Source organism: Streptococcus sp. 'caviae' (genome assembly GCF_001937065.1).
Lineage (GTDB): Bacteria > Bacillota > Bacilli > Lactobacillales > Streptococcaceae > Streptococcus.
In genome coordinates this window covers 199,801-218,887 of record NZ_MOWR01000002.1, presented here as the reverse complement: position 1 = coordinate 218,887, position 19,087 = coordinate 199,801, and the positions used below count along the sequence as shown (strand labels likewise).

18 protein-coding genes are annotated in these 19,087 nt (G+C 43.0%); all 18 read right to left on the bottom strand.

What is annotated here, in order from left to right:
• Positions 1-6: 6 nt before the first annotated feature.
• On the bottom strand, positions 7-1,050 hold the full coding sequence (locus BMI76_RS03105) for a bifunctional transcriptional activator/DNA repair enzyme AdaA (RefSeq protein ID WP_075346144.1): 1,044 nt from the start codon (positions 1,048-1,050) through the stop codon (positions 7-9).
• Positions 1,051-1,190: 140 nt separating this feature from the next.
• Positions 1,191-1,817 carry a class I SAM-dependent methyltransferase gene (locus BMI76_RS03100; RefSeq protein WP_075346143.1) on the bottom strand — a complete coding sequence of 209 codons (627 nt, stop codon included), beginning with the start codon at positions 1,815-1,817 and terminating at the stop codon, positions 1,191-1,193.
• A gap of 158 nt (positions 1,818-1,975) precedes the next feature.
• Entirely contained in the window at positions 1,976-2,461 is a 486-nt protein-coding gene (locus BMI76_RS03095) for a hypothetical protein (RefSeq protein WP_142355031.1), read from the bottom strand.
• 310 nt (positions 2,462-2,771) lie between these two features.
• Entirely contained in the window at positions 2,772-3,452 is a 681-nt protein-coding gene (locus BMI76_RS03090) for an MIP/aquaporin family protein (protein ID WP_075346141.1), read from the bottom strand.
• Positions 3,453-3,626: 174 nt separating this feature from the next.
• A complete protein-coding gene (locus BMI76_RS03085; protein ID WP_075346140.1) occupies positions 3,627-4,412 on the bottom strand; it encodes an L-threonylcarbamoyladenylate synthase in 786 nt (261 codons plus the stop codon).
• Between the two features lie 109 nt (positions 4,413-4,521).
• A complete protein-coding gene (gene leuD, locus BMI76_RS03080) occupies positions 4,522-5,112 on the bottom strand; it encodes a 3-isopropylmalate dehydratase small subunit (RefSeq protein ID WP_075346139.1) in 591 nt (196 codons plus the stop codon).
• Between the two features lie 2 nt (positions 5,113-5,114).
• Complete coding sequence (gene leuC / locus BMI76_RS03075; RefSeq protein WP_075346138.1) at positions 5,115-6,500, bottom strand: 3-isopropylmalate dehydratase large subunit; 1,386 nt, start codon at positions 6,498-6,500, stop codon at positions 5,115-5,117.
• A gap of 1 nt (position 6,501) precedes the next feature.
• A complete protein-coding gene (locus BMI76_RS03070; RefSeq protein WP_075346137.1) occupies positions 6,502-6,774 on the bottom strand; it encodes a DUF1294 domain-containing protein in 273 nt (90 codons plus the stop codon).
• Positions 6,771-7,805: a 3-isopropylmalate dehydrogenase gene (gene leuB, locus BMI76_RS03065; protein ID WP_075346136.1), complete on the bottom strand. Its 1,035-nt coding sequence runs from the start codon at positions 7,803-7,805 to the stop codon at positions 6,771-6,773. Before leuB ends, BMI76_RS03070 begins: the two co-directional genes overlap by 4 nt.
• A 15-nt stretch (positions 7,806-7,820) precedes the next feature.
• Complete coding sequence (locus BMI76_RS03060) at positions 7,821-9,386, bottom strand: 2-isopropylmalate synthase (RefSeq protein ID WP_075346135.1); 1,566 nt, start codon at positions 9,384-9,386, stop codon at positions 7,821-7,823.
• Positions 9,387-9,756: 370 nt separating this feature from the next.
• A complete protein-coding gene (locus BMI76_RS03055; RefSeq protein WP_075346134.1) occupies positions 9,757-10,890 on the bottom strand; it encodes an ABC transporter ATP-binding protein in 1,134 nt (377 codons plus the stop codon).
• Positions 10,891-10,912: 22 nt separating this feature from the next.
• Positions 10,913-12,358, bottom strand: a complete 1,446-nt coding sequence (gtfA, locus tag BMI76_RS03050) for a sucrose phosphorylase (RefSeq protein ID WP_075346133.1) — start codon at positions 12,356-12,358, stop codon at positions 10,913-10,915.
• A 15-nt stretch (positions 12,359-12,373) separates the two neighbouring features.
• Complete coding sequence (locus BMI76_RS03045; protein WP_075346132.1) at positions 12,374-13,855, bottom strand: glycoside hydrolase family 32 protein; 1,482 nt, start codon at positions 13,853-13,855, stop codon at positions 12,374-12,376.
• A 9-nt stretch (positions 13,856-13,864) separates the two neighbouring features.
• Positions 13,865-14,707, bottom strand: coding sequence for a carbohydrate ABC transporter permease (locus tag BMI76_RS03040; RefSeq protein WP_075346131.1), 843 nt, complete (start codon positions 14,705-14,707; stop codon positions 13,865-13,867).
• Positions 14,708-14,709: 2 nt separating this feature from the next.
• A complete protein-coding gene (locus tag BMI76_RS03035) occupies positions 14,710-15,588 on the bottom strand; it encodes a carbohydrate ABC transporter permease (RefSeq protein ID WP_075346130.1) in 879 nt (292 codons plus the stop codon).
• 71 nt (positions 15,589-15,659) lie between these two features.
• Positions 15,660-16,976: a sugar ABC transporter substrate-binding protein gene (locus BMI76_RS03030; RefSeq protein ID WP_075346129.1), complete on the bottom strand. Its 1,317-nt coding sequence runs from the start codon at positions 16,974-16,976 to the stop codon at positions 15,660-15,662.
• Between the two features lie 152 nt (positions 16,977-17,128).
• Positions 17,129-18,100, bottom strand: a complete 972-nt coding sequence (locus BMI76_RS03025) for a LacI family DNA-binding transcriptional regulator (RefSeq protein WP_075346128.1) — start codon at positions 18,098-18,100, stop codon at positions 17,129-17,131.
• A 222-nt stretch (positions 18,101-18,322) separates the two neighbouring features.
• Positions 18,323-18,949: a uridine kinase gene (udk, locus tag BMI76_RS03020; protein ID WP_075346254.1), complete on the bottom strand. Its 627-nt coding sequence runs from the start codon at positions 18,947-18,949 to the stop codon at positions 18,323-18,325.
• Positions 18,950-19,087: the final 138 nt, after the last annotated feature.

Below are 19,087 nucleotides of genomic sequence, written 5' to 3'. Positions count from 1 at the left end.
TGTTTTTTAAATTTTTTTCTCCAGTTCCAGCAGATATTTTTTGCGCTCCGTTCCGCCGCCATAACCGCCCAGACTGCCGTCACTGGCAATAACGCGGTGGCAGGGAATCAAAATAGCAATCTGATTGGCTCCGTTAGCATTGCCGACAGCTCTGACCTTATTGACATCACCTAACGCTAGAGCTAAATCTTTATAGGTAAGAGTTTCTCCAAGCGGAATCTTACGGAGCAAGTCCCAGACCGCCCGCTGAAAGGCTGAACCGCTAAGGTGCAAAGGAATGGTAAAACCTGTAAAGGTTCCGGAAAAATAAGCAGCCAGCTCTTGTTCCAATTGCTGTAAAAGAGTATTGCTTCCGTGGATGATTCTTGCATTCAGTCTGCTGCGCAACCGCTCGATTTCTCTTTCCAGGCCTCGCCGATTGTCGAATTCCAAGAGATAGAGATAAGCCTCGTCTGCCAAGGCCAGCATCCGTCCAATTGGTGTCGTGATAAAGCTAGCTGTCAGTACTTTAACCGTTGTTTTTTTCGCTGGGTTTCCCATAATATGACTGAAAGCGTCATTAAAACCGCTAGGTGATTGATAGCCCATGGCTAGCTGCTGCTCAATGACTGTCTGTCCATCCTCGATATTTTTAAAAGCCAGTCCCATCCGACGGGCACGCGCGTATTGAACAAAGGTCATATCGTAAACCTCCTTGAATTTCCGTCGAGCAGTCGCCGAATGAATACCCAGCTTCTTGAAATCTTCTTCCCTCCATCGCTTCTCAGGTTTGGCTTCAACAGCCGCTACGAGCAGTCTAACTTCTTCGGGAAGCTGATGCGGAAATGACAGAGGTTGACAGATTTTGCAGGGACGATAGCCAGCCAGAAGTGCTTCTTCTGCTTTTTCGTAAAAAACACAATTTTCAAACTTGGGCTTTCTGGCTCGACAGGTCGCATGACAGAAAATTCCCGTTGTCTTAATAGCCACAAAGAAAATCCCGTCAAACTGCTTGTCTCGTTCCAGCAAAGCCTTATAATAACGCCCTTTTAACTGTTCATTTTCTATCATTGCAATCTCCTCATTCATCAATTTTTGTTATTATACCCTAAAATAAGGTGAATGACTTCCGAAAAATAAACAAGTAATTTAAGAGACTAAAACCAAAGAACAGACCTTCATCTTTTAACACAAAATAGTTCAATTAGTGATTACTGTCTGGCAACCATATAGCAAACCCAAGCTGCCTGCCTTTGATCATCCAGCAAACGCAGGCCTATTTTAGTCAAATAATTGACAAAAGCGTCTCTTTCTTTCAAGTCTGGCAAATAATAATTGATTTTGCTTTGCTCGCAAGCTATGAGGAAGAGCCCATCATTTGTCAGCACGCGCTTGATTTCAAGCATTGCCTGAGTCAAATCTGGCCAATGAAAATGCGTCTGGAAGGCACAGATAAGGGCAAAGGAATTATCAGGATAAGCCAGCTGACTGACATCCATGACTTCAAAAGTGATGTTTTCTTGCCGGTAACGCTGCTGAGCTTGGGAAATAGCCTCTGTAGAGATGTCCAAGCCCTTGACTTGGCTATTTGGGAAAAGTTGGCCAAGGTAGGCAGTCGACGCTCCATTTCCAACCCCAATATCCAAAATATTCTCATAAGATTTTTTAGGAAGCACTGACAAAGCCCATTGTGCCATGGGTAAGTATGCCTTATTCCAAATCCTCATCATGATCCTGCCAACAAAACCTGACGGATGTTTGGACTGGCTAATGAGATACTTGAGCAGAATATAACTTACTACTGCTAAAACAAAAAGAATAAGAATTATTTTTAGCATCAGTAGCTCTCCTTACAGTCTTTCTTAGCTTGCTGCGTACATTTTCTAATAAAGTCAGTTCTGATAAAGGTTTTGTCATGCTTTTCTGCCTACATTTTTTTAATTTGCACTTTCATTATAGCAAAAAATCACCCTTGACGGGCGATTCGCTTAACAAGTTATTTTTCTTTTTCCCCACCGCTTCCAGGCAGCTTCCACCTCGTTTTTTTAGTCAGGAAATAGCCAGCAAGCCATAATAAGATAAAACCAACTTCAACTCCTAAAACATGAATTCTGTCGGTAGAATTTAATTTCCATAAAGGAGAAGCTATTGAATAAGAACGGTGAGAAAATCTCGTCTTCAAACCAATCATAGCTGTGTTTAAACCAATTGTTGCATGGCATACTAAAATCAGGAAGGCCAAGATCGCTAAAAATTCAAAGACTTGATAATAATAACGATCAGCTTCTTTTGGACTTGCCAAGAAGGTATTATAAAACAGGTAAATAATTGCTATTCCAATATTCAAGGCGATAGGAACCAGAAAATCTGATAAAAAACTCCCATCCCAAGAAAAAGCATATACAAACCAAAAGCCAAAGTAAAATACCGCACCATAAACAAGGCATGTAACTAAACATCCAAGAAAGGCATGTGTTTTCAAAAAATGTCGCATTTAATTTTTATACCTTATAAAACTAGAAAAAAATTGCAGCTTGTTTTTAGTTGTTGCTGCTTTGTATCAATATGTCATTCATCAAAGGTAAACATGGCTGATCTTGCCTGAGCCAGCATGAGTTTGCCATTTGCGATTGTTTCCTGTTTGTTCATGGTTTCTATTATAACAAAAAAAACGCCCTCAGGGGCGAATTTTTCAAGACAAAGATTTGGTGCGGCTAAAAGGAAGCGGACAAAAACTGTACTTTCGCAGTCTCAGTCTTACCAAGCCAGCTTATTAGCTGCAGCATCCTATCTTATTCTTCTGTGCCAATAAGCTTGTCTCCAACGATCGCTGCAAGAATACCGCCAACAATCGGTGCACAGATGAAAATCCAAACTTGGCTGAGCGCTTCGCCGCCGACAAAGAGAGCAGGCGCTAAGCTGCGAGCTGGGTTAACTGAAAGGCCGGTAATATTAAGACCAATAAGGATCATCAAAGTCAAAGTCAGACCAATGACAATACCAGCGATTTTTCCGTTTCCCTTGCTTTCAGATGTCACCGTTACAATCACTAAAACAAAGATAAATGTTGCGATTGTTTCAAAGAGAAAACCTCCCAAAGGTGTGACACCATTTGCTAAGGCGTTTTGTCCAAGTCCAACCTTATCAAGAGACATACCTGAATTTGTCATCAGGAAGAAAACGGCTGCTGAAGCAACAATAGCTCCAACGACTTGTGCCACGATGTAGTTGACCAATTCTTTAGCATCCATACGCTTGTTAACAAACATAGCGATAGAAACGGCCGGATTGAGGTGAGCACCTGAAACTGCTCCGATCGAATACGCTGCTGCCACAATGGATAGACCAAAAGCAAGGGCAATGCCAAGGTGGCCGACTCCTCCGCTTCCTACGCCATTACCAAAAACAACTGTTCCCGTACCGGCGAAAACAAGGATAAACGTTCCAATTAATTCAGCAAAAAATTTTTTCATTTTCATGTCCTTCCCTAAATGATATGTTTAAATACAAACCTATTATAGCCTCTCTTTTCTGATAATTCAATGGATATGGCTTGAAAATACAATAATTTTACAGAAAATCCGTTTTCAAAATCTTTTGACTGCTGCTGTCATAAAAAAATCACTCTTTCGAGTGACTTTTTCAGCTTAATAGTACTCACCTTGACGGTAATTCCATGAGTTAAAGGTGTCTGATAAATGCATCATGATTTTATCAATATCAAGCCCCTTACGGATAACAACAGGGCATGGCTCTACTGAGCGGCTGCCGGCTCCCTGTTCAGGAATTAGTTTACCATCAGTATCAACCATTGAGACCATAACACCTTGTTCATAACGCGTTTCCACAGTTTTATCCGGTTGGATAGACGCTACGTAATCATCGGCTTCGATAACAAGGTCAACCATTGACTCGATACGCTCACCGATACCTTCAACTTTACCGCGATTTCCTTTGCCTGATGGGTTAGCTGAGGAAGCATAGACCATGCGGCCTTCTTTTTCCCACATTTCCTTGGCAATTTGTTCGCCAGCCACGCCGAATTTAATAACAAAGCAAGATGTTCCGCGAACGTCTGTCATCAATTCTTCGCGCCCATCACCGTAAGCTTTCAATTTTTCGTAAGCTTCTGGCTTCCACGGCAGGATACAGCCAAGAAGAATATCTTCATCCCAATGTTTTTGGTAGAAGGCATCAATTTCAGGCGTCAGCTGAGCAAGAGCCCGCAGCTCATCCATGCTGCCGCAGAGGACAACTCCTGGTTTGTTGCGATTGCGCTTTTTAGCTTCAAATTTACGCTCAAGCCCCTTTTTATCTGAAGTCATGATAATGTAGCCAACCTTGGTTGGACAGACGATAACGCCGCCTTCCCCCTTAACAATTTCAAATCCTTCTTGCGAAAGATTGCCATCCCAATGGATATGTTTAGTCATTAGTCTTCTCCATCTAAATTAATAATACTTTTTTATTTTATCATGCTTAATCCCTAAAAGCAATGTTATTTATTGATTTTTCAGAACTTTCTAAACTTTATGAAACAGCCTACTGCCAATAGGCGGGGCGGTTTTTCTCGTATTCAGTAATGAGGTCTTCGTACTGAAGCGTAATACCGATATCGTCCAAACCGTTTAAAAGCTTGTGCTTCCATTCACCGTCAATGTCAAAAGTGAATTCTCCCACCGGAGAAAAGATTTTTTGCTCATAGAGATCAACTCTCACTTCATCTGTCGGTGCCAGCGCAGCTAATTGATCACGGACTTCCTGCGGCTGAACAATAGGCAGGATGCCATTGTTTAAATCATTATTGTAGTGAATATCACCAAAAGAACCCGCTATGATGACCTTAAAACCATAGTCCGCCAAGGCCCAGGCCGCATGCTCGCGCGAAGAACCTGCGCCAAAGTTATCCCCAGTAATCAAGATACTGGCCTTGCGATACTCCGGCTTGTTAAAAATAAAGTCTGGATTTTCTGTGTAATGATGATCCAGATACCGCCATTCGTACATAAGATATTTGCCAAAACCTTTTTTGTCAATTAACTTCAAAAACTGCTTGGGCAAAATTTGATCGGTATCAATATTGTCATTCATTAAGGGAACCGTTGTCCCAGTATAGATTGTAAATTTTTCCATAATTAAACCTGTGCCTCCGGTAACTGACGAACATCCACAAAGCGGCCGGCAATTGCGGCTGCTGCTGCCATCGCAGGGCTGCAAAGATGGGTTTTAGCGCCAACTCCCTGTCTGTCTTCAAAATTGCGGTTGCTGGTTGAGGCGCAGTGCATGCCTTCAGGCACCTTGTCGGGATTCATTCCCAAACACATGGAACAGCCCGGATCCCGCCACTCAAAACCAGCTTCCATAAAGATCTTATCTAAACCAATCTTTTCAGCAGCTCTTTTTACAGGGCGGCTTCCCGGAACAACAATGGCTGTCAGATGCGGCGAAATATGCTTACCAACAACGTACTTAGCAGCTTCTTTCAGATCACTGAGTCTGGCATTGGTACAAGAGCCTAAAAAGACATAACCCAGCTCAATATCCTCAGCTGTCTGCCCCGGCTGCATATCCATATAATGATAAGCACGTTCATCATTCATATCTTTGATTTCAGGAAAGGCCTGACCAAATTCAACTCCCATGGATGGATTGGTTCCCCAAGTCACCATAGGGGCCAGCTCGGAAACATCCATTTCAATGACCTTGTCATACTGGGCATCCGCATCTGAAACCAAGGTTTTCCAATCTGCTACCGCTGCTTCAAAGTCCTTAGGAACACACTCCTTATCTTTAAGATAGTCAAAAGTCTTCTGATCAGGATTCATAATTCCCATTTTAGAGCCAAATTCAATGGACATATTGCAAATGGTCATGCGTTCTTCCATGCTCAGCGCATCAACAGCTTCGCCCACGTATTCGACAACATGGCCGACTCCAACGGCAACACCGTACTTGGCAATCAAAGCCAAAATGTAGTCTTTAGAGTAGACTCCTTTTTGCGGCTGACCGGTGAATTTGACTAATAATTTTTTGGGTTTTACCTGCCAGATAGTCTGTGTTGCAAAAACATGCTCCACTTCTGTCGTTCCGATACCAAAACCGATAGCTCCAAAAGCGCCGTGGGTGGCCGTATGGCTGTCACCGCAGACAATGAATTTCCCTGGCTGTGTTCGACCCGTTTCAGGACCAACCATATGCACAATTCCTTGATGTTCAGAACCGTGGTCCGCATGAGGAATCTCAAATTCAACAACATTTCTGGCAAGAGCATCCATCTGCGCTTTAGAGATGACGTCACGAATGTCATAGATGTTGACGGTCGGCACATTATGATCAAAGGTGCCAAAGGTAAGATCGGGACGGCGGACTTTTCTGCCTGCATCCCGCAGTCCCTGAAAAGCCTGGGGACTGGTAACTTCGTGGATATAGTGCTGATCCACATACATAAGCTGAGGCTCACCTTCTTTTCCTGTTATCACATGGCGTTCCCAAAGCTTATCAAAAATTGATTTTCCACTCATATTACATTCTCCAAACTAAATAAATCACAAAGCAATCGCTAAAAATGCCTAAATACCAAACCAGATGAAAATACCATTTTCTGGTTTTATGGTGAAAGAGGTGACCGCCCAAGGCAGCACCTAAACCGCCCAAACAAAGACTAAGAAGCAAGAGGCTCCTTTCAGAAATCCGCCATTGCTTTTTTACTGCCTTCCTCTTATCAAGGCCATAAAGGCAGAAGACTGCTGTATTCCAAAGGATTAGTACCAACCAAAAATAGAACTGGTCTCTCATAGATTAGCAATAACAGCCGCTATCATTTCAGCCGTATCAGCTGAGCCACCCAAGTCGCGTGTTAGAACACCCTGCGTCAGCGCCTTATCAACAGCATTTTCAATCATTTCAGCACCAGCAATTTCTCCAAAAGAATCACGCAGCATCATGGCAACTGACAAAATCATGGAAATCGGATTGGCAATCCCTTGACCGGCAATATCAGGAGCTGAGCCATGAATCGGCTCGTAAAGACTCGGTCCGCCTTCAGAATGGCTGGCAGATGGCATGACACCAAGCGTACCAGGCAAAACAGAAGACTCGTCTGATAGAATATCACCGAAAAGATTTTCAGTCACGACCACATCAAAGCGCGCCGGATTGGTAATCATAATCATGGCTGCGCTGTCCACCAGCTGATGTTCCAAGGTCACATCTGGATACTCTTTGGACACTTCGTCTGCTACTTTGCGCCAGAGTTTTGACGTTGCCAAGACATTTTGCTTGTCAATGCTGGTTACTTTCTTAGCGCGTCCGCGCGCAATTTCAAAGGCCTTGCGCATAATGCGGCGAATCTCATCAGCAGAATAATCGTTGACATCGCGGGCTGAATCGTCATTCAAGGTATGTTCCCCAAAATAGATACCGCCTGTCAATTCACGTACAACCACAAAGTCAACACCTGCAATACGCTCGGGTTTCAAAGGCGACAGATGTTTGAGAGCATCAAAGATGCGCACGGGACGGATGTTAGCAAAAAGGTTAAGTTCCTTACGAATAGCCAAGAGACCTTGTTCAGGACGAACAGGAGCCTTATCATACTGAGGACTGCCAATAGCGGCCAGCAAAATAGCATCTGCGGATTTTGCCGCAGCCAAAGTATCCTCGGGCAGCGGATGGCCGCTGGCATCAATACCTGCACCGCCGAAAGCTTTAGCCTCAGTTTCATAGGCAAAGCCAGTCTTAGCAGCAACTGCTGCTAAGACCTCTAGGCCAGCCGCCATGATTTCCGGACCGATACCGTCTCCTGCCAGTGTTACAATTTTTTTCATTTTTTCAAACTTCTCCTAGTCGTTGCTTGGGTAATCATGTTCTGAAACTTTATGGCCGATTTCGCCGGCATTTTCTTTTTGAACAAAGGTATTAGCATTAATATAGGCAATGGCACTGGCTTTCAATACGTCAAAGTCCAGACCGGAAGCATTGAAAATCGTGTCTGTATCCACATTTTCAACGGAAACCAGCACACGCGCCTGAGCATCGATACCGTCTGTAACAGCTTCGATATTGTAGCTGTCCAGCTTAACCGTTTGATTGAAGAATTTATCAATGGCATTGAAGATAGCTTCGACAGATCCCTTACCATTGGCAATAATGTCGACTTCTTCCCCATCTCCATTGACCATGATAACCTGTGCTGTAATGGTATCATCTTCGTTTGAGGTCAGTCTCAAATCTTTGAAGTGGAAGCCTTCTGGATTTTCAACACTGGTTCCTGCTACTAAGGCTCTGATATCGGCATCAGTGATATCATGTTTTTTATCAGCCAGCGATTTAAATTTGGCAAAGAGGGCTGCAATTTCAGATTCTTCAAAGTCCAGAGCCAGTTCTTTGAGTTTCTCAACGAAAGCGTGGCGGCCGGATAATTTTCCAAGCGGTAATGAATTTTTCTTAACACCGACCAATTCAGGCGTGATAATTTCATAGGTCAGAGGATTCTTAAGGACACCGTCCTGGTGAATGCCAGACTCATGTGAGAAAGCATTGCCGCCGACAACAGCCTTATTTTTAGGAACAGCGATACCTGAAAAACGCGATACCAATTCAGAAGTATTAACCGTTTCATTGAGCACAATATCAGAAGTGGCCTCATAATAATCCTCACGAATATTGAGCGCTACAGCAACCTCTTCAAGGGCAACATTGCCGGCACGCTCGCCAATGCCGTTGACTGTTCCCTCAACACGGCCGGCACCGGCCTTAATGGCTGCTAAGGTGTTAGCTGTTGCCATACCGAGATCATCGTGGCAGTGAGGACTGAAGATGATTTTGCGGTCAGATCTTACATTTTCAATTAAATGCTCAAAAATATGACCAAATTCTGCCGGTGTTGTAAAGCCGACAGTATCAGGAATATTGATGTAAGTTGCTCCTGCATCAACAGCCGTTTGGACAACTTCGAGCAGGAAATCAAGCTCTGTACGGGTCGCATCTTCCGGTGAAAATTCAACCACATCAAATTTGGAGCAGGCATAGGTCACGTGTTCCTTGATAGCCTCCAGAATTTCCTCTTTGGATTTTTTAAGCTTAAATTCACGGTGAATAGGGCTGGTCGCAATAAAGACGTGACATTGAGGAAATTTGGCATCTTTGAGCGCTTCATAGCAGGCATCAATATCAGACTTAACAGAACGGGCCAGACCAGACACCGCTGTCCTTGTCATGGCTGCTGCGATTTGCTTAACCGCTTCAAATGAATCGGGACTGGCTGCCGGAAATCCTGCTTCAATGGAGGAAATACCCCACTTTTCCAGCTGCTTGGCGATTGTAACTTTTTCTTTTACCGAAAAATTGACGCCGGGCGTTTGCTCACCATCGCGCAGTGTTGTGTCAAGAAATTCAACCTTATGCATAAGATACCACCTTCTAATTTGGAAAATTAAAGTAAAAAACATCTCACTCGGAAAACCCAAGCGAGATGTTTTCTTTTCCCGCTTGGTAAGCCAAACAGGACTAATGCTTTTGCACTAGCCCGCACACCTCAACAACAAAGCGTCATTTCGTGTAAACATTTGACTTTTTTCCTTTCAGATGTAACTTGTTAACATCATACCTTTTTTTAGAATGATTGTCAATATAAATTAAGGAATTTTCTGAAAAATCAAATAATGACTTCCAACTGTTTTTTCAAAAACCAAACAGTCACATAAACAAAGCCTTCTGCATCATTCTGTGGTAATGGGAAGAGAAGGGCAGAACATTCTCCCTTTTCTCCTGTTTGTCTCACCGAATGGCCTGCTTGGTTTCTGCATCAAAGAAATGCCCCTTAGCCACATTAAAGGTCAGCTGAATCTTTTCACCTGGTTCATGGAAATCTCTGGAATCCACCCGTGCCGCAAATTCTGTCTGACCCAATTTGAGGTAAAGCATGGTTTCAGAACCCAATAATTCAGAAACCACTACCTCTGCAGCAAGGCTAGCATCTGGATAGGTTTCCTGAACCAAGAGGCTGCTGGAGATATCCTCCGGACGAATGCCAAAAATAACCTGCTTATTCTTATAACCTTTGGCTTCAAGCAGCTTGAGCTGACCCTCTGTCACCGCTATATGAAGCCCCTCACTATTAACCAGATAGCCATTCTCAATCATCACCTCAAAGAAGTTCATAGCCGGACTGCCGATAAAACCTGCCACAAACTGATTGGCCGGCTGGTTGTAAAGCTCCTGCGGTGTTCCAATCTGCTCCACACGACCGATTGTTCCTGACCCGTCTTCATTCTTGGTTGAGCTCATGATGACAATACGATCTGCCAAGGTCATCGCTTCGGTCTGATCGTGGGTTACATAGATGGTTGTAGAGCCGATACGGCGATGGATCTTGGCAATCTCTGCCCGCATGGACACTCGAAGTTTGGCATCGAGGTTAGAGAGCGGCTCATCCATCAAAAAGACCTTGGCATCCCGCACAATCGCCCGGCCCATAGCTACCCGCTGGCGCTGACCGCCTGAGAGGTCCGCCGGCTTGCGGTCGAGAAACTCGCTCAAACCAAGAATCTGCGCCGCTTCTTTCACCCGCTGATCAATGGCATCTTTGGAATATTTGCGAAGTTTGAGCCCAAAGGCCATATTGTCATAAACGCTCATGTGCGGATAGAGGGCATAGTTCTGAAAGACCATGGCGATATCACGATCCTTAGGCGCCTTGTCATTGACGACTTCACCATCAATACTCAGCTCTCCCTTACTGATATCCTCAAGACCTGCCACCATGCGCAGGGTGGTTGACTTTCCGCAGCCTGATGGACCGACAAAGACGATAAATTCCTTGTCCTTAATGGTCAAATCAAAATCCTCAACCGCATAATGGCTGGTATTAGGGTATTGTTTATAAATGTGATTCAAACGTAATTCTACCATAAGCTTCTCTCTTTACTCCTTTTTAGTCAAAATAAATAGTTTGATCATTTTCAGTGACACGATAGTCCAGCGTTTTCAAATTAATCTCCGCTTTTGCCTCTACCGTTTCAGCTGCGTTACGGCGGGTAATAATCACGGTGTTTTCATCCGGATTTGTAACAGAAATGCTCCCGTCAAGGTCAAAGGCTGCCGACTGATTGCGGTAGGTAAACAGTTTGAGCAGGGCTTTGACAACGGGACGCTCAACTTCTTGTGCAATCTCTTCACTTGTATAATAATGGCGGTTGATATTACGCCCTTCCTTGGTCTGTTCAAGCAGTTCTAAATCATTCCTGCCAGCTAAGAAACCAACATAGTAGACCTGCGGAATCCCCGGCGCAAAGGCCTGTATCAGACGGGCGATAAAATACTTTCTGTCGTCATCGCCGAGCGCTGAATAGTAAGTCGAATTGATTTGATAGATATCCAAATTATTGTATTCAGCTGTTGAATATTTGCGGTTGACATTGGCACCGACTTTATAGAGTTGGTCTGAGGTATAGGCAACTTCCTCGTCTGTCAAAATATCTTTGACATCTACGACACCGATCCCATCATGGGTATCAAGGGTTGTAAATTGTTTCATAGGGCTTTTTTGCAGCCAGTCTGCCAGACGCTCGGCTTTCCCGCTGTAGAGCGAGTAAAGTGTCACCATGGGCAGAGCAAAGTCGTACACAAAATAGTCATGCTCAGCCAGCTTAAACTGGATGGAATAGTGCTCATGGATTTCCGGTAGGATATCAGCGCCGGCTGCCTGCGCCATAGCCTGTACTTTGGAAAGCAAGTCCCAAATCTCAGGCTCGACAAAGAAATCAGTGGTATCAACTTTTTTCACCGCATAGGCAAAAGCGTCTAAGCGAATCAGGTCACAGCCGTTGGCTGCTAAGTGATCAATAGTCTCTTTGATAAAATCCATGGTCACTTGCTTAGTAACATCCAGGTCAATCTGCTCTTCGCCAAAGGTATTCCAAAGATGTTCCTTGCTGCCGTCCGCAAAGACAATTTCCTGTATAGGCGCACGGTCTTTGCGTTTATAAATCAGATCGATATCAGCCTGAGTCGGCCGGCCCTGCGGCCAGAACTTTTCCCAGCGCAAGAATAGATCCGCATAGGCCGAAGCGTCTTTTTTGCTTTGAAAATCCTTATAGTAGGTCGACTGACGCGAGATATGATTGATCATAAAATCAAACATGAGATAATATTTCTCGCCTAAGCGCTTAACGTCAGTCCAGTCGCCAAAGGTGGGATCCACCTCATCGTAGGCAATGGGTGCAAAGCCGCGATCACCGGTTGAGGGAAAGAAAGGCAGCAGGTGCACACCGCCGACAGCCGCACCAAAGTAGCGATCCAGATTGTCTTCTAATTCTTTTAAGTTCTTACCCAGACTGTCTGAGTAAGTAATGAGCATGGTTTGATTTTTAATGGACATAATGAACTCCTCATCTCAATTAGCTCTAATAGTTGAAACCGATAATTTCTGAACCCTTGTTATTCCTTGAGAACGAAGGGATAGGCAATTAGCATCGTTTTTTTCATAAAAGGTCATAGACATTGTCTTTTCGTGATTGATAAAGACTTCAACAGACGATGTGTCTCTTACAATCTCAATTTCCAAACCCGCAGCACTCAAATCACTAACATCAAGGCTGCGGCTGTTCAAAATCGGATTTTCCAGCCCCTTAATCGCATAGCCAAAACTATCTCGGCTTAAACTCAGCAGCTGCTCATCAGCATTGTAAGTCAAACTGATTGAAGCCCTGCCGTCTGCCTGTAAAGGGTAGAGCAATTCCCATGAAGCATCTCTCGAAATGGTCAGCTCAATGAATTGCTGAGGGCAGACAATATCCTTAAACTCCAAAGGATGATCCGGTGTCAGCTGCCCCTGCCACTCTTTAACTGTCTCACAGTAATCATAGAGCTGCGGAGCCGGTTCTTGACAGAGTCTGAGATTTTTCACACTCAGCTTCCTTGGCAGGGTCATCATACCGGCCCATCTATGACCTAGGTCATGTGTCGGAATATTGCGCTGCCACATCTGCATCCAGGCAATCATCATGCGTCTGCCGGAATCATCCAAGCAGGTCTGCGGCGCATAAAAATCCAAACCGCCGTCAATCTCATGATAATTCTCAACACGTAATTTACCGCTTTCCCAGTCAAGTTCTCCAATAAAAGCTACAGTCGAATTCAAATTTTGATAAGCATGGTCTTGTGCTTTCATTTCAATCGGCGATACCAGAAGCACCCATTTATCATCCAACTGGAATAAATCGGGACACTCCCACATAATTCCTTGTTCTGCCGTACCTTCTAAGAGAACCGACTTAAAGGTCCAGTCTTGAGTATTGTCCGATTGAAACAGTAAAATCTGTCCTCTGCTGTCATGCGTTTTTGCAGCAACAACGGCATAATACCGGCCGTCTTGGGCAAATATTTTAGGGTCTCTGAAGTCTGCGATATCCGCAATACCTTTTATATGAGAATCTGCAATGACAGGATTCTTAGGTGATTTTTCAAAAGTAATGCCATCTGAGGAATAAGCTATACACTGAGTCTGCTTGATCTTTCCGTTTTGATTGATAAAACCGGTGTACATGAGAACCAGCTGATCGTCAGCAACAACTGCACTGCCTGAAAAACAGCCGTCTCTGTCATAAGACTCATCCGGCGCCAGAGCTACAGGCAAGTCTTCCCAGTGGATTAAATCTTTTGACTTGGAATGACCCCAGTGCATGGGTCCCCAAACACTGCCATAAGGATAAAATTGATAGAAAAGATGATAGTCACCTTTATAATAAACAAATCCATTGGGATCATTTATCCATCCAATCGGTCCCATGGCATGAAACTTTTCTCTGTAGCGGCTGTCCACCTCACTTTTATGCTCTTGGATATACTGATTAGCTTTGTCAATAATTTTTCCCATTTAAGTCTCCTATTTGATACCTGTTCCAGAGCTGCCCAAACCTTGAACAATGTATTTTTGAGCAACCACATAGACGATAATCAATGGGATAGTGGAAATCGTCAAAACAGCCATAACTTGGTTGATATAAACAGGCTGAGTGGTATTAATGGTTGTGATCGCTACCTGCATTGAGAATTTTGACGAATCTGTCAGAACCATCAACGGCCAGATATAATCATTCCAGCTGCTGATGAAAGACAGGACGCCGACAGTGGCTACTGCTGGTTTTGACATGGGCAGCATAATTCTAAAGAAGGTCTGTACGATTCCTGCTCCATCCATACGGGCTGATTCAACGATTTCTTCAGGAATGGCTATAAAGAAATTTCTAAACAAATAAATATTGAAAACACTGGCCATTCCCGGAATAATAACCGCTAAACGGTTATTAACCAGCCCCAGAGTATTAATGATGGTAAACTGCGGAATCAGTATGGTTTCCATCGGGATAATTAACAGCCCCAACAAGAGACCAAAAAGGATCTTTTTCCCGCTAAAATCAATTCTGGCAAAGGCAAAACCTGCTAAAGCATTGATGATAATGGAGCCCAGAGCAAAGGTTACTGAATAGAAAATACTGTTGCCCAAATAAGTAAAGATACTGAAACGGCTTAAGATTTCCTGATAAGGCTTGAACCAATTTGCCGGATTCAGACTTGGCAAAAAGGCCTTCCATGAAGTTAAATTATTATAAACATCAGCTTCCAATTTCATGGAAGAAACAATCATCCAAACCATTGGAAACAAGAACAAGAAGGCCAAAAGAGTCAGCAGGACATATTCTAAAATTTTAACAGATTTGGTTTTCATGATCAGTCATCCTCCTTTAGCACGCGTCTTTGTACAAGGGTAATAAGGCCAATAACAGTCGTAAAGACTAAAGCGATTGAGCTTGAATAACCAACCAAACGATCGGTGAAACCTTTTTGGTAGATATAATAAACCATTGTCATCGTTGAGTTCATTGGTCCCCCTTGGGTCATAACCATTGGCTGTACCAGGAGCTTGAAGGCTGAAATCAAGGTCGTCAGCAAGACAAACAAGGCTGTCGGTTTTAACAATGGCAAAGTGATGTAGCGAAATTGCTGAAATTTTGAAAAGCCGTCAAGTTCCGCTGCTTCGTAAACATCGTGAGGAATATTTTGCAAACCGCCAAGGAACAAGAGCATTTGATAGCCGGCTCCCTGCCAGGCCGAAACCAAAATAATCGCATACATGGCTTGTTTAGGACTTGTCAGGAAAGGCTGCGAAGCAATGCCAATACGGTTCAGTAAGGCATTAAGCAACCCATTGTTGGGATTTAGCAGATACAGCCAAAGAATTGAAATGACAACAAGTGACATGACTACCGGTGCAAAGAAAGCAACTTTGAAAAACATATTTCCCTTGCGGGGTTTATTAATAATCAAGGCCATGCCAAGAGCCAATCCCAGCTGAACAGGAATAATCCAGACAACAAATTTGGATGTATTTAAAATACTCTTAAGAAAAATCGGATCTTGTGCAAGCTTGATAAAATTATTTAAGCCGACAAACTGCTTGGCATCCGGTGTCAGCAAATAATAGTTGGTAAAAGCATAGTAGAAAACCATGCAAACCGGAATCACCAGAAAAATCAAAAGCAATATCAAGGCAGGCGACAAAAATGCATAACCCAGCAAATTGTTTTTTAACTTATTATTTTTATACATTCATTTACCCTTTCTAAATGGCAGATAAAACAGCTTTTTAAATGCTGCAGCTCAATCTGCTATCGGTGTTATCAGTCCAGAGCATCGTCAATCGCCTGCTGCATTTCTTTAGCCTTTATATCAAGTGCTTTTTTAACATCAGGATTTTCTTTATAATAACTGATATCCTGCATAGCCTGCTGAAAGGCACGCGATACTTGCGGATAAGCCACAACAACCGGGCGAGCATGGCCGGACTTTTGATTTTGCTCCATCAAGAAAACCATTTCTTTAGGAACTTCATCTTTAATTTCTTTTATCGTAGATTTGCGAATAGGCAGACCGTTGCTGGCCAAACTGATTAATTTACTTGACTGAGTGCTGGTTGCGTACTTGACAAATTCTGCCGCAATTTTAGGTTTGGCTGATTTTGAAGTCACTGCAATCTGCCAGCTTCCCGTCGGTGAAACCAGCTTTTTCGTTTTATCTGATACCGGATATGGCAAAATGCCGTAATCAACGTCTTTATAGTTTGAAGCCATATCGGTAATCGTCCATGAACCGCTTAGAAGCATAGGATAAACCTCTGTTTCAAACCCTTTTTCCACCGGGCTGATGGTTGTATAACCCTTCCTAACCAGATTTTGGATAAATTCGACTGCTTCCACTGTTTTTTGGCTGTTAAAATAGCCTTCTGCCTTTGTTCCCTTGCTGTTAACAACGGTGCCCCCGTTTGACCAAATGAGCGGCATATAGGCGTATGGCAGCATCTCATCGATAGAATTCAGTTTGAAATCAATGGCAGGTCTTTTGAAATGTTTTTTCAGCTGTTTGCTGATGGCATTAAATTCTGACCATGTCCACGGATCATCAATGGTTGGCAGTTTTGATAAATCAATGCCTGCTTCTTTAAACATTTTTTTATTGTAGTAAACACCGACACTGGACTCTGAATAACCAAAAGCGTAGAGTTTTCCTTTGTAAGTTCCCTGCTGCTTGATACTGTCTAAAACATCATCCATATTGGCATCTTTGACATATTTATCAAGCGGGATAATCACTTTTGCATGGGCATACGCAGCTGTATTGGGACCATCTAAGGTGATAACATCCGGCAAATTATCAGCTGTTATAGCCGCATTGACCTTGTCTTCATATCCGCCGCCGCTGCCGCTTCGAGGAATGTATTCTGTAACGGCTTTGTACTCACCCTTATGTTCCTTATTAAAACCGCTGACAATCTCCTTCCAAGCCTTTCCTTCTGCAGTTTCATCTGAAAACTGAACCCAGATTTTAATGGTATTGGGGTCTGAATTTGTTTTTTGATTTTTCGTTCCTCTGCCGCATCCTGCAAGGGATCCCAGCACAAGAGCAGAAACTGCTGCCAACCCAACTAATCCTTTACGCATGGCGTTCCTCCTGACTTATTTTTTGGAAACGTTTCAATTTTTGGTTAAAAATAAAAGAGAACTTTTTTCTAAAAATGGAAACGTTTCAAATACAAGTAAATTATAAGCGCTTTCATTGTTTTTGTCAAGCCCCTTTTTTTCTGAAATAACTTTTATTTTTTCGTGGTTCCTCCCTCCTTAAACTGAACAGGAACGATAACTCTTTTTTCTTCTGAAATGCCATTTATCAAATTCAGCAGCAGCTCCACAGCTGACTTGGCCAAAAGATCAGTCGACTGACTGATGGTCGATAAAAAATAATCTTGATCAATGGCTGATTTCAAACCGTCAAAACCAATGATTTGATAGTCTTGCGGTGCTTCTTTACCCAGCTTTTTCAGCACTTTCATCACAGTCAGAGCCATAAAGTCATTAACAGCAAAAATCCCGTCAATTTGCGGATGATCTAAGAAAAATTTTTCTAGCTTACCTTCCAAATCTTCAATAGGTTCCAGTAAATCACACTTTTCTACTCTAAAGCCCGCCTGTTTACTGTAGGCATAAAACCCTTTTTTGCGGTTGGTTGTTTCATTTTCAAACTTATTTTTACCGCCGATATAAGCCAGATGCTTGGCACCTCTCTCAATCAAATTTTGGGCTGCCAGCTGTCCGCCCAAAAAATTATCTGACGTGACATAAGGAATCTTTTCGGAGAAATGCCGGTCAATACTGACAAAGGGCAGATTGGTTGACACATACTGGTCAATATCGGAGTAGGTAATACCGATAATCCCGTCAACCTTATTGCTCTTTAGCATTTCAAGATATTTGATTTCATTTAGGGCATTTTCTTCAACATTGCAAATATAAAGCCTGTAGTCAAATTTGCTTAAATTCTTTTCGGTATAGTAAGCAAATTCTGAAAAAAAGGGGTGCCAAATTGTCGGAATGAGCAGTGCAACAGTATTGCTTCTATTGGTCTTTAGTCCTCTGGCATATTCGTCCGGCTGATAATTGAGCTCTTTGATAGCGGCTTGTACTTTTTGATAAGTGCTGTCTTTGACCCTGACTCCGTTAATGACACGTGAAACAGTTCCGACACCGACTCCTGCCAATGCGGCAACTTCTTTCATCGTTACTTTCATAGCTTACCCCACTTCATTTTAATATCTTTATTGTAGCACTATCAGAAAGCGTTTTCTAGTTTTTTTATTCTTTTTTCACTGCCGCTTCCACTTTGCTGCCAAGCAAAAAGAGGATGGTCAAAAAGTCCAACCTCCCCAATTAGAGTTCATTTTAGCATCATAAGGCAGCAGTTGAGAAGACGAACTTTTTATTATTTGTTGAGTTCTCCCCACTCCCTTTGATTAAGAATCTTTTAAAATGCTGGCAATTTTGGTGTTAATCAAATCAATAGCTACCACATTAGAGACGCCTTCTGGGATAACAATATCGGCATAGCGCTTGGTTGGTTCAATAAACTGATGGTACATGGGTTTAACAACTTCCATATACTGCTCAATGATACTGTCAAGACTTCTGCCGCGCTCTTCCATATCGCGCTTGATGCGCCGGATGATGCGAATATCATCATCAGTGTCCACAAAAAGTTTGATATCCATCAGATCACGCAGACGTTCATCTTCCAAAACCAAAATGCCTTCAACAATAAAAACATCTTGGGGTTCCTGCCGATAGGTTTTGTCACTGCGCGTATGCAGCGTATAATCGTAAATAGGAATATCCACCGGACGCCCCGCCTGCAGCTCTTTGATATGTTCAATCATCAAATCCGTATCAAAAGCCAAAGGGTGGTCATAATTGGTCGTCACACGCTCTTCAAAGGTCAAATGGCTCTGATCCTTATAATAAGAATCGTGTTCAATCATCGCGATTTTAGCACTGGGAAAGTGAGACAAGATTTCCCGTGAAACGCTGGTTTTCCCTCCGCCGGAACCGCCTGTAACACCAATAATAATCGGTTTTTCTCGCATAATAAACAATAAGGACACTTAATCAGCCAAATTTTTACGATTAAAACTTGGAAAAGCAGCATTATGGCGCTCATCAGCTGCATCAGCCTTCCAAAAAATTAAGCTTTTGCCCTTCTTCATTCCTTTCTTTTACTTCAC

Coding starts and splice junctions, on each gene's coding strand:
- udk (WP_075346254.1), bottom strand. CDS start 18,949: ATGCGAGAAAAACCGATTATTATTGGTGTTACAGGCGGTTCCGGCGGA.
- leuB (WP_075346136.1), bottom strand. CDS start 7,805: ATGAAAAAAATTGTAACACTGGCAGGAGACGGTATCGGTCCGGAAATC.
- BMI76_RS03085 (WP_075346140.1), bottom strand. CDS start 4,412: ATGACTAAACATATCCATTGGGATGGCAATCTTTCGCAAGAAGGATTT.
- BMI76_RS03100 (WP_075346143.1), bottom strand. CDS start 1,817: ATGCTAAAAATAATTCTTATTCTTTTTGTTTTAGCAGTAGTAAGTTAT.
- BMI76_RS03045 (WP_075346132.1), bottom strand. CDS start 13,855: ATGGGAAAAATTATTGACAAAGCTAATCAGTATATCCAAGAGCATAAA.
- BMI76_RS03105 (WP_075346144.1), bottom strand. CDS start 1,050: ATGATAGAAAATGAACAGTTAAAAGGGCGTTATTATAAGGCTTTGCTG.
- BMI76_RS03025 (WP_075346128.1), bottom strand. CDS start 18,100: ATGAAAGTAACGATGAAAGAAGTTGCCGCATTGGCAGGAGTCGGTGTC.
- BMI76_RS03040 (WP_075346131.1), bottom strand. CDS start 14,707: ATGAAAACCAAATCTGTTAAAATTTTAGAATATGTCCTGCTGACTCTT.
- BMI76_RS03070 (WP_075346137.1), bottom strand. CDS start 6,774: ATGAGAGACCAGTTCTATTTTTGGTTGGTACTAATCCTTTGGAATACA.
- BMI76_RS03060 (WP_075346135.1), bottom strand. CDS start 9,386: ATGCATAAGGTTGAATTTCTTGACACAACACTGCGCGATGGTGAGCAA.
- leuC (WP_075346138.1), bottom strand. CDS start 6,500: ATGAGTGGAAAATCAATTTTTGATAAGCTTTGGGAACGCCATGTGATA.
- gtfA (WP_075346133.1), bottom strand. CDS start 12,358: ATGTCCATTAAAAATCAAACCATGCTCATTACTTACTCAGACAGTCTG.
- leuD (WP_075346139.1), bottom strand. CDS start 5,112: ATGGAAAAATTTACAATCTATACTGGGACAACGGTTCCCTTAATGAAT.
- BMI76_RS03090 (WP_075346141.1), bottom strand. CDS start 3,452: ATGAAAAAATTTTTTGCTGAATTAATTGGAACGTTTATCCTTGTTTTC.
- BMI76_RS03030 (WP_075346129.1), bottom strand. CDS start 16,976: ATGCGTAAAGGATTAGTTGGGTTGGCAGCAGTTTCTGCTCTTGTGCTG.
- BMI76_RS03035 (WP_075346130.1), bottom strand. CDS start 15,588: ATGTATAAAAATAATAAGTTAAAAAACAATTTGCTGGGTTATGCATTT.
- BMI76_RS03055 (WP_075346134.1), bottom strand. CDS start 10,890: ATGGTAGAATTACGTTTGAATCACATTTATAAACAATACCCTAATACC.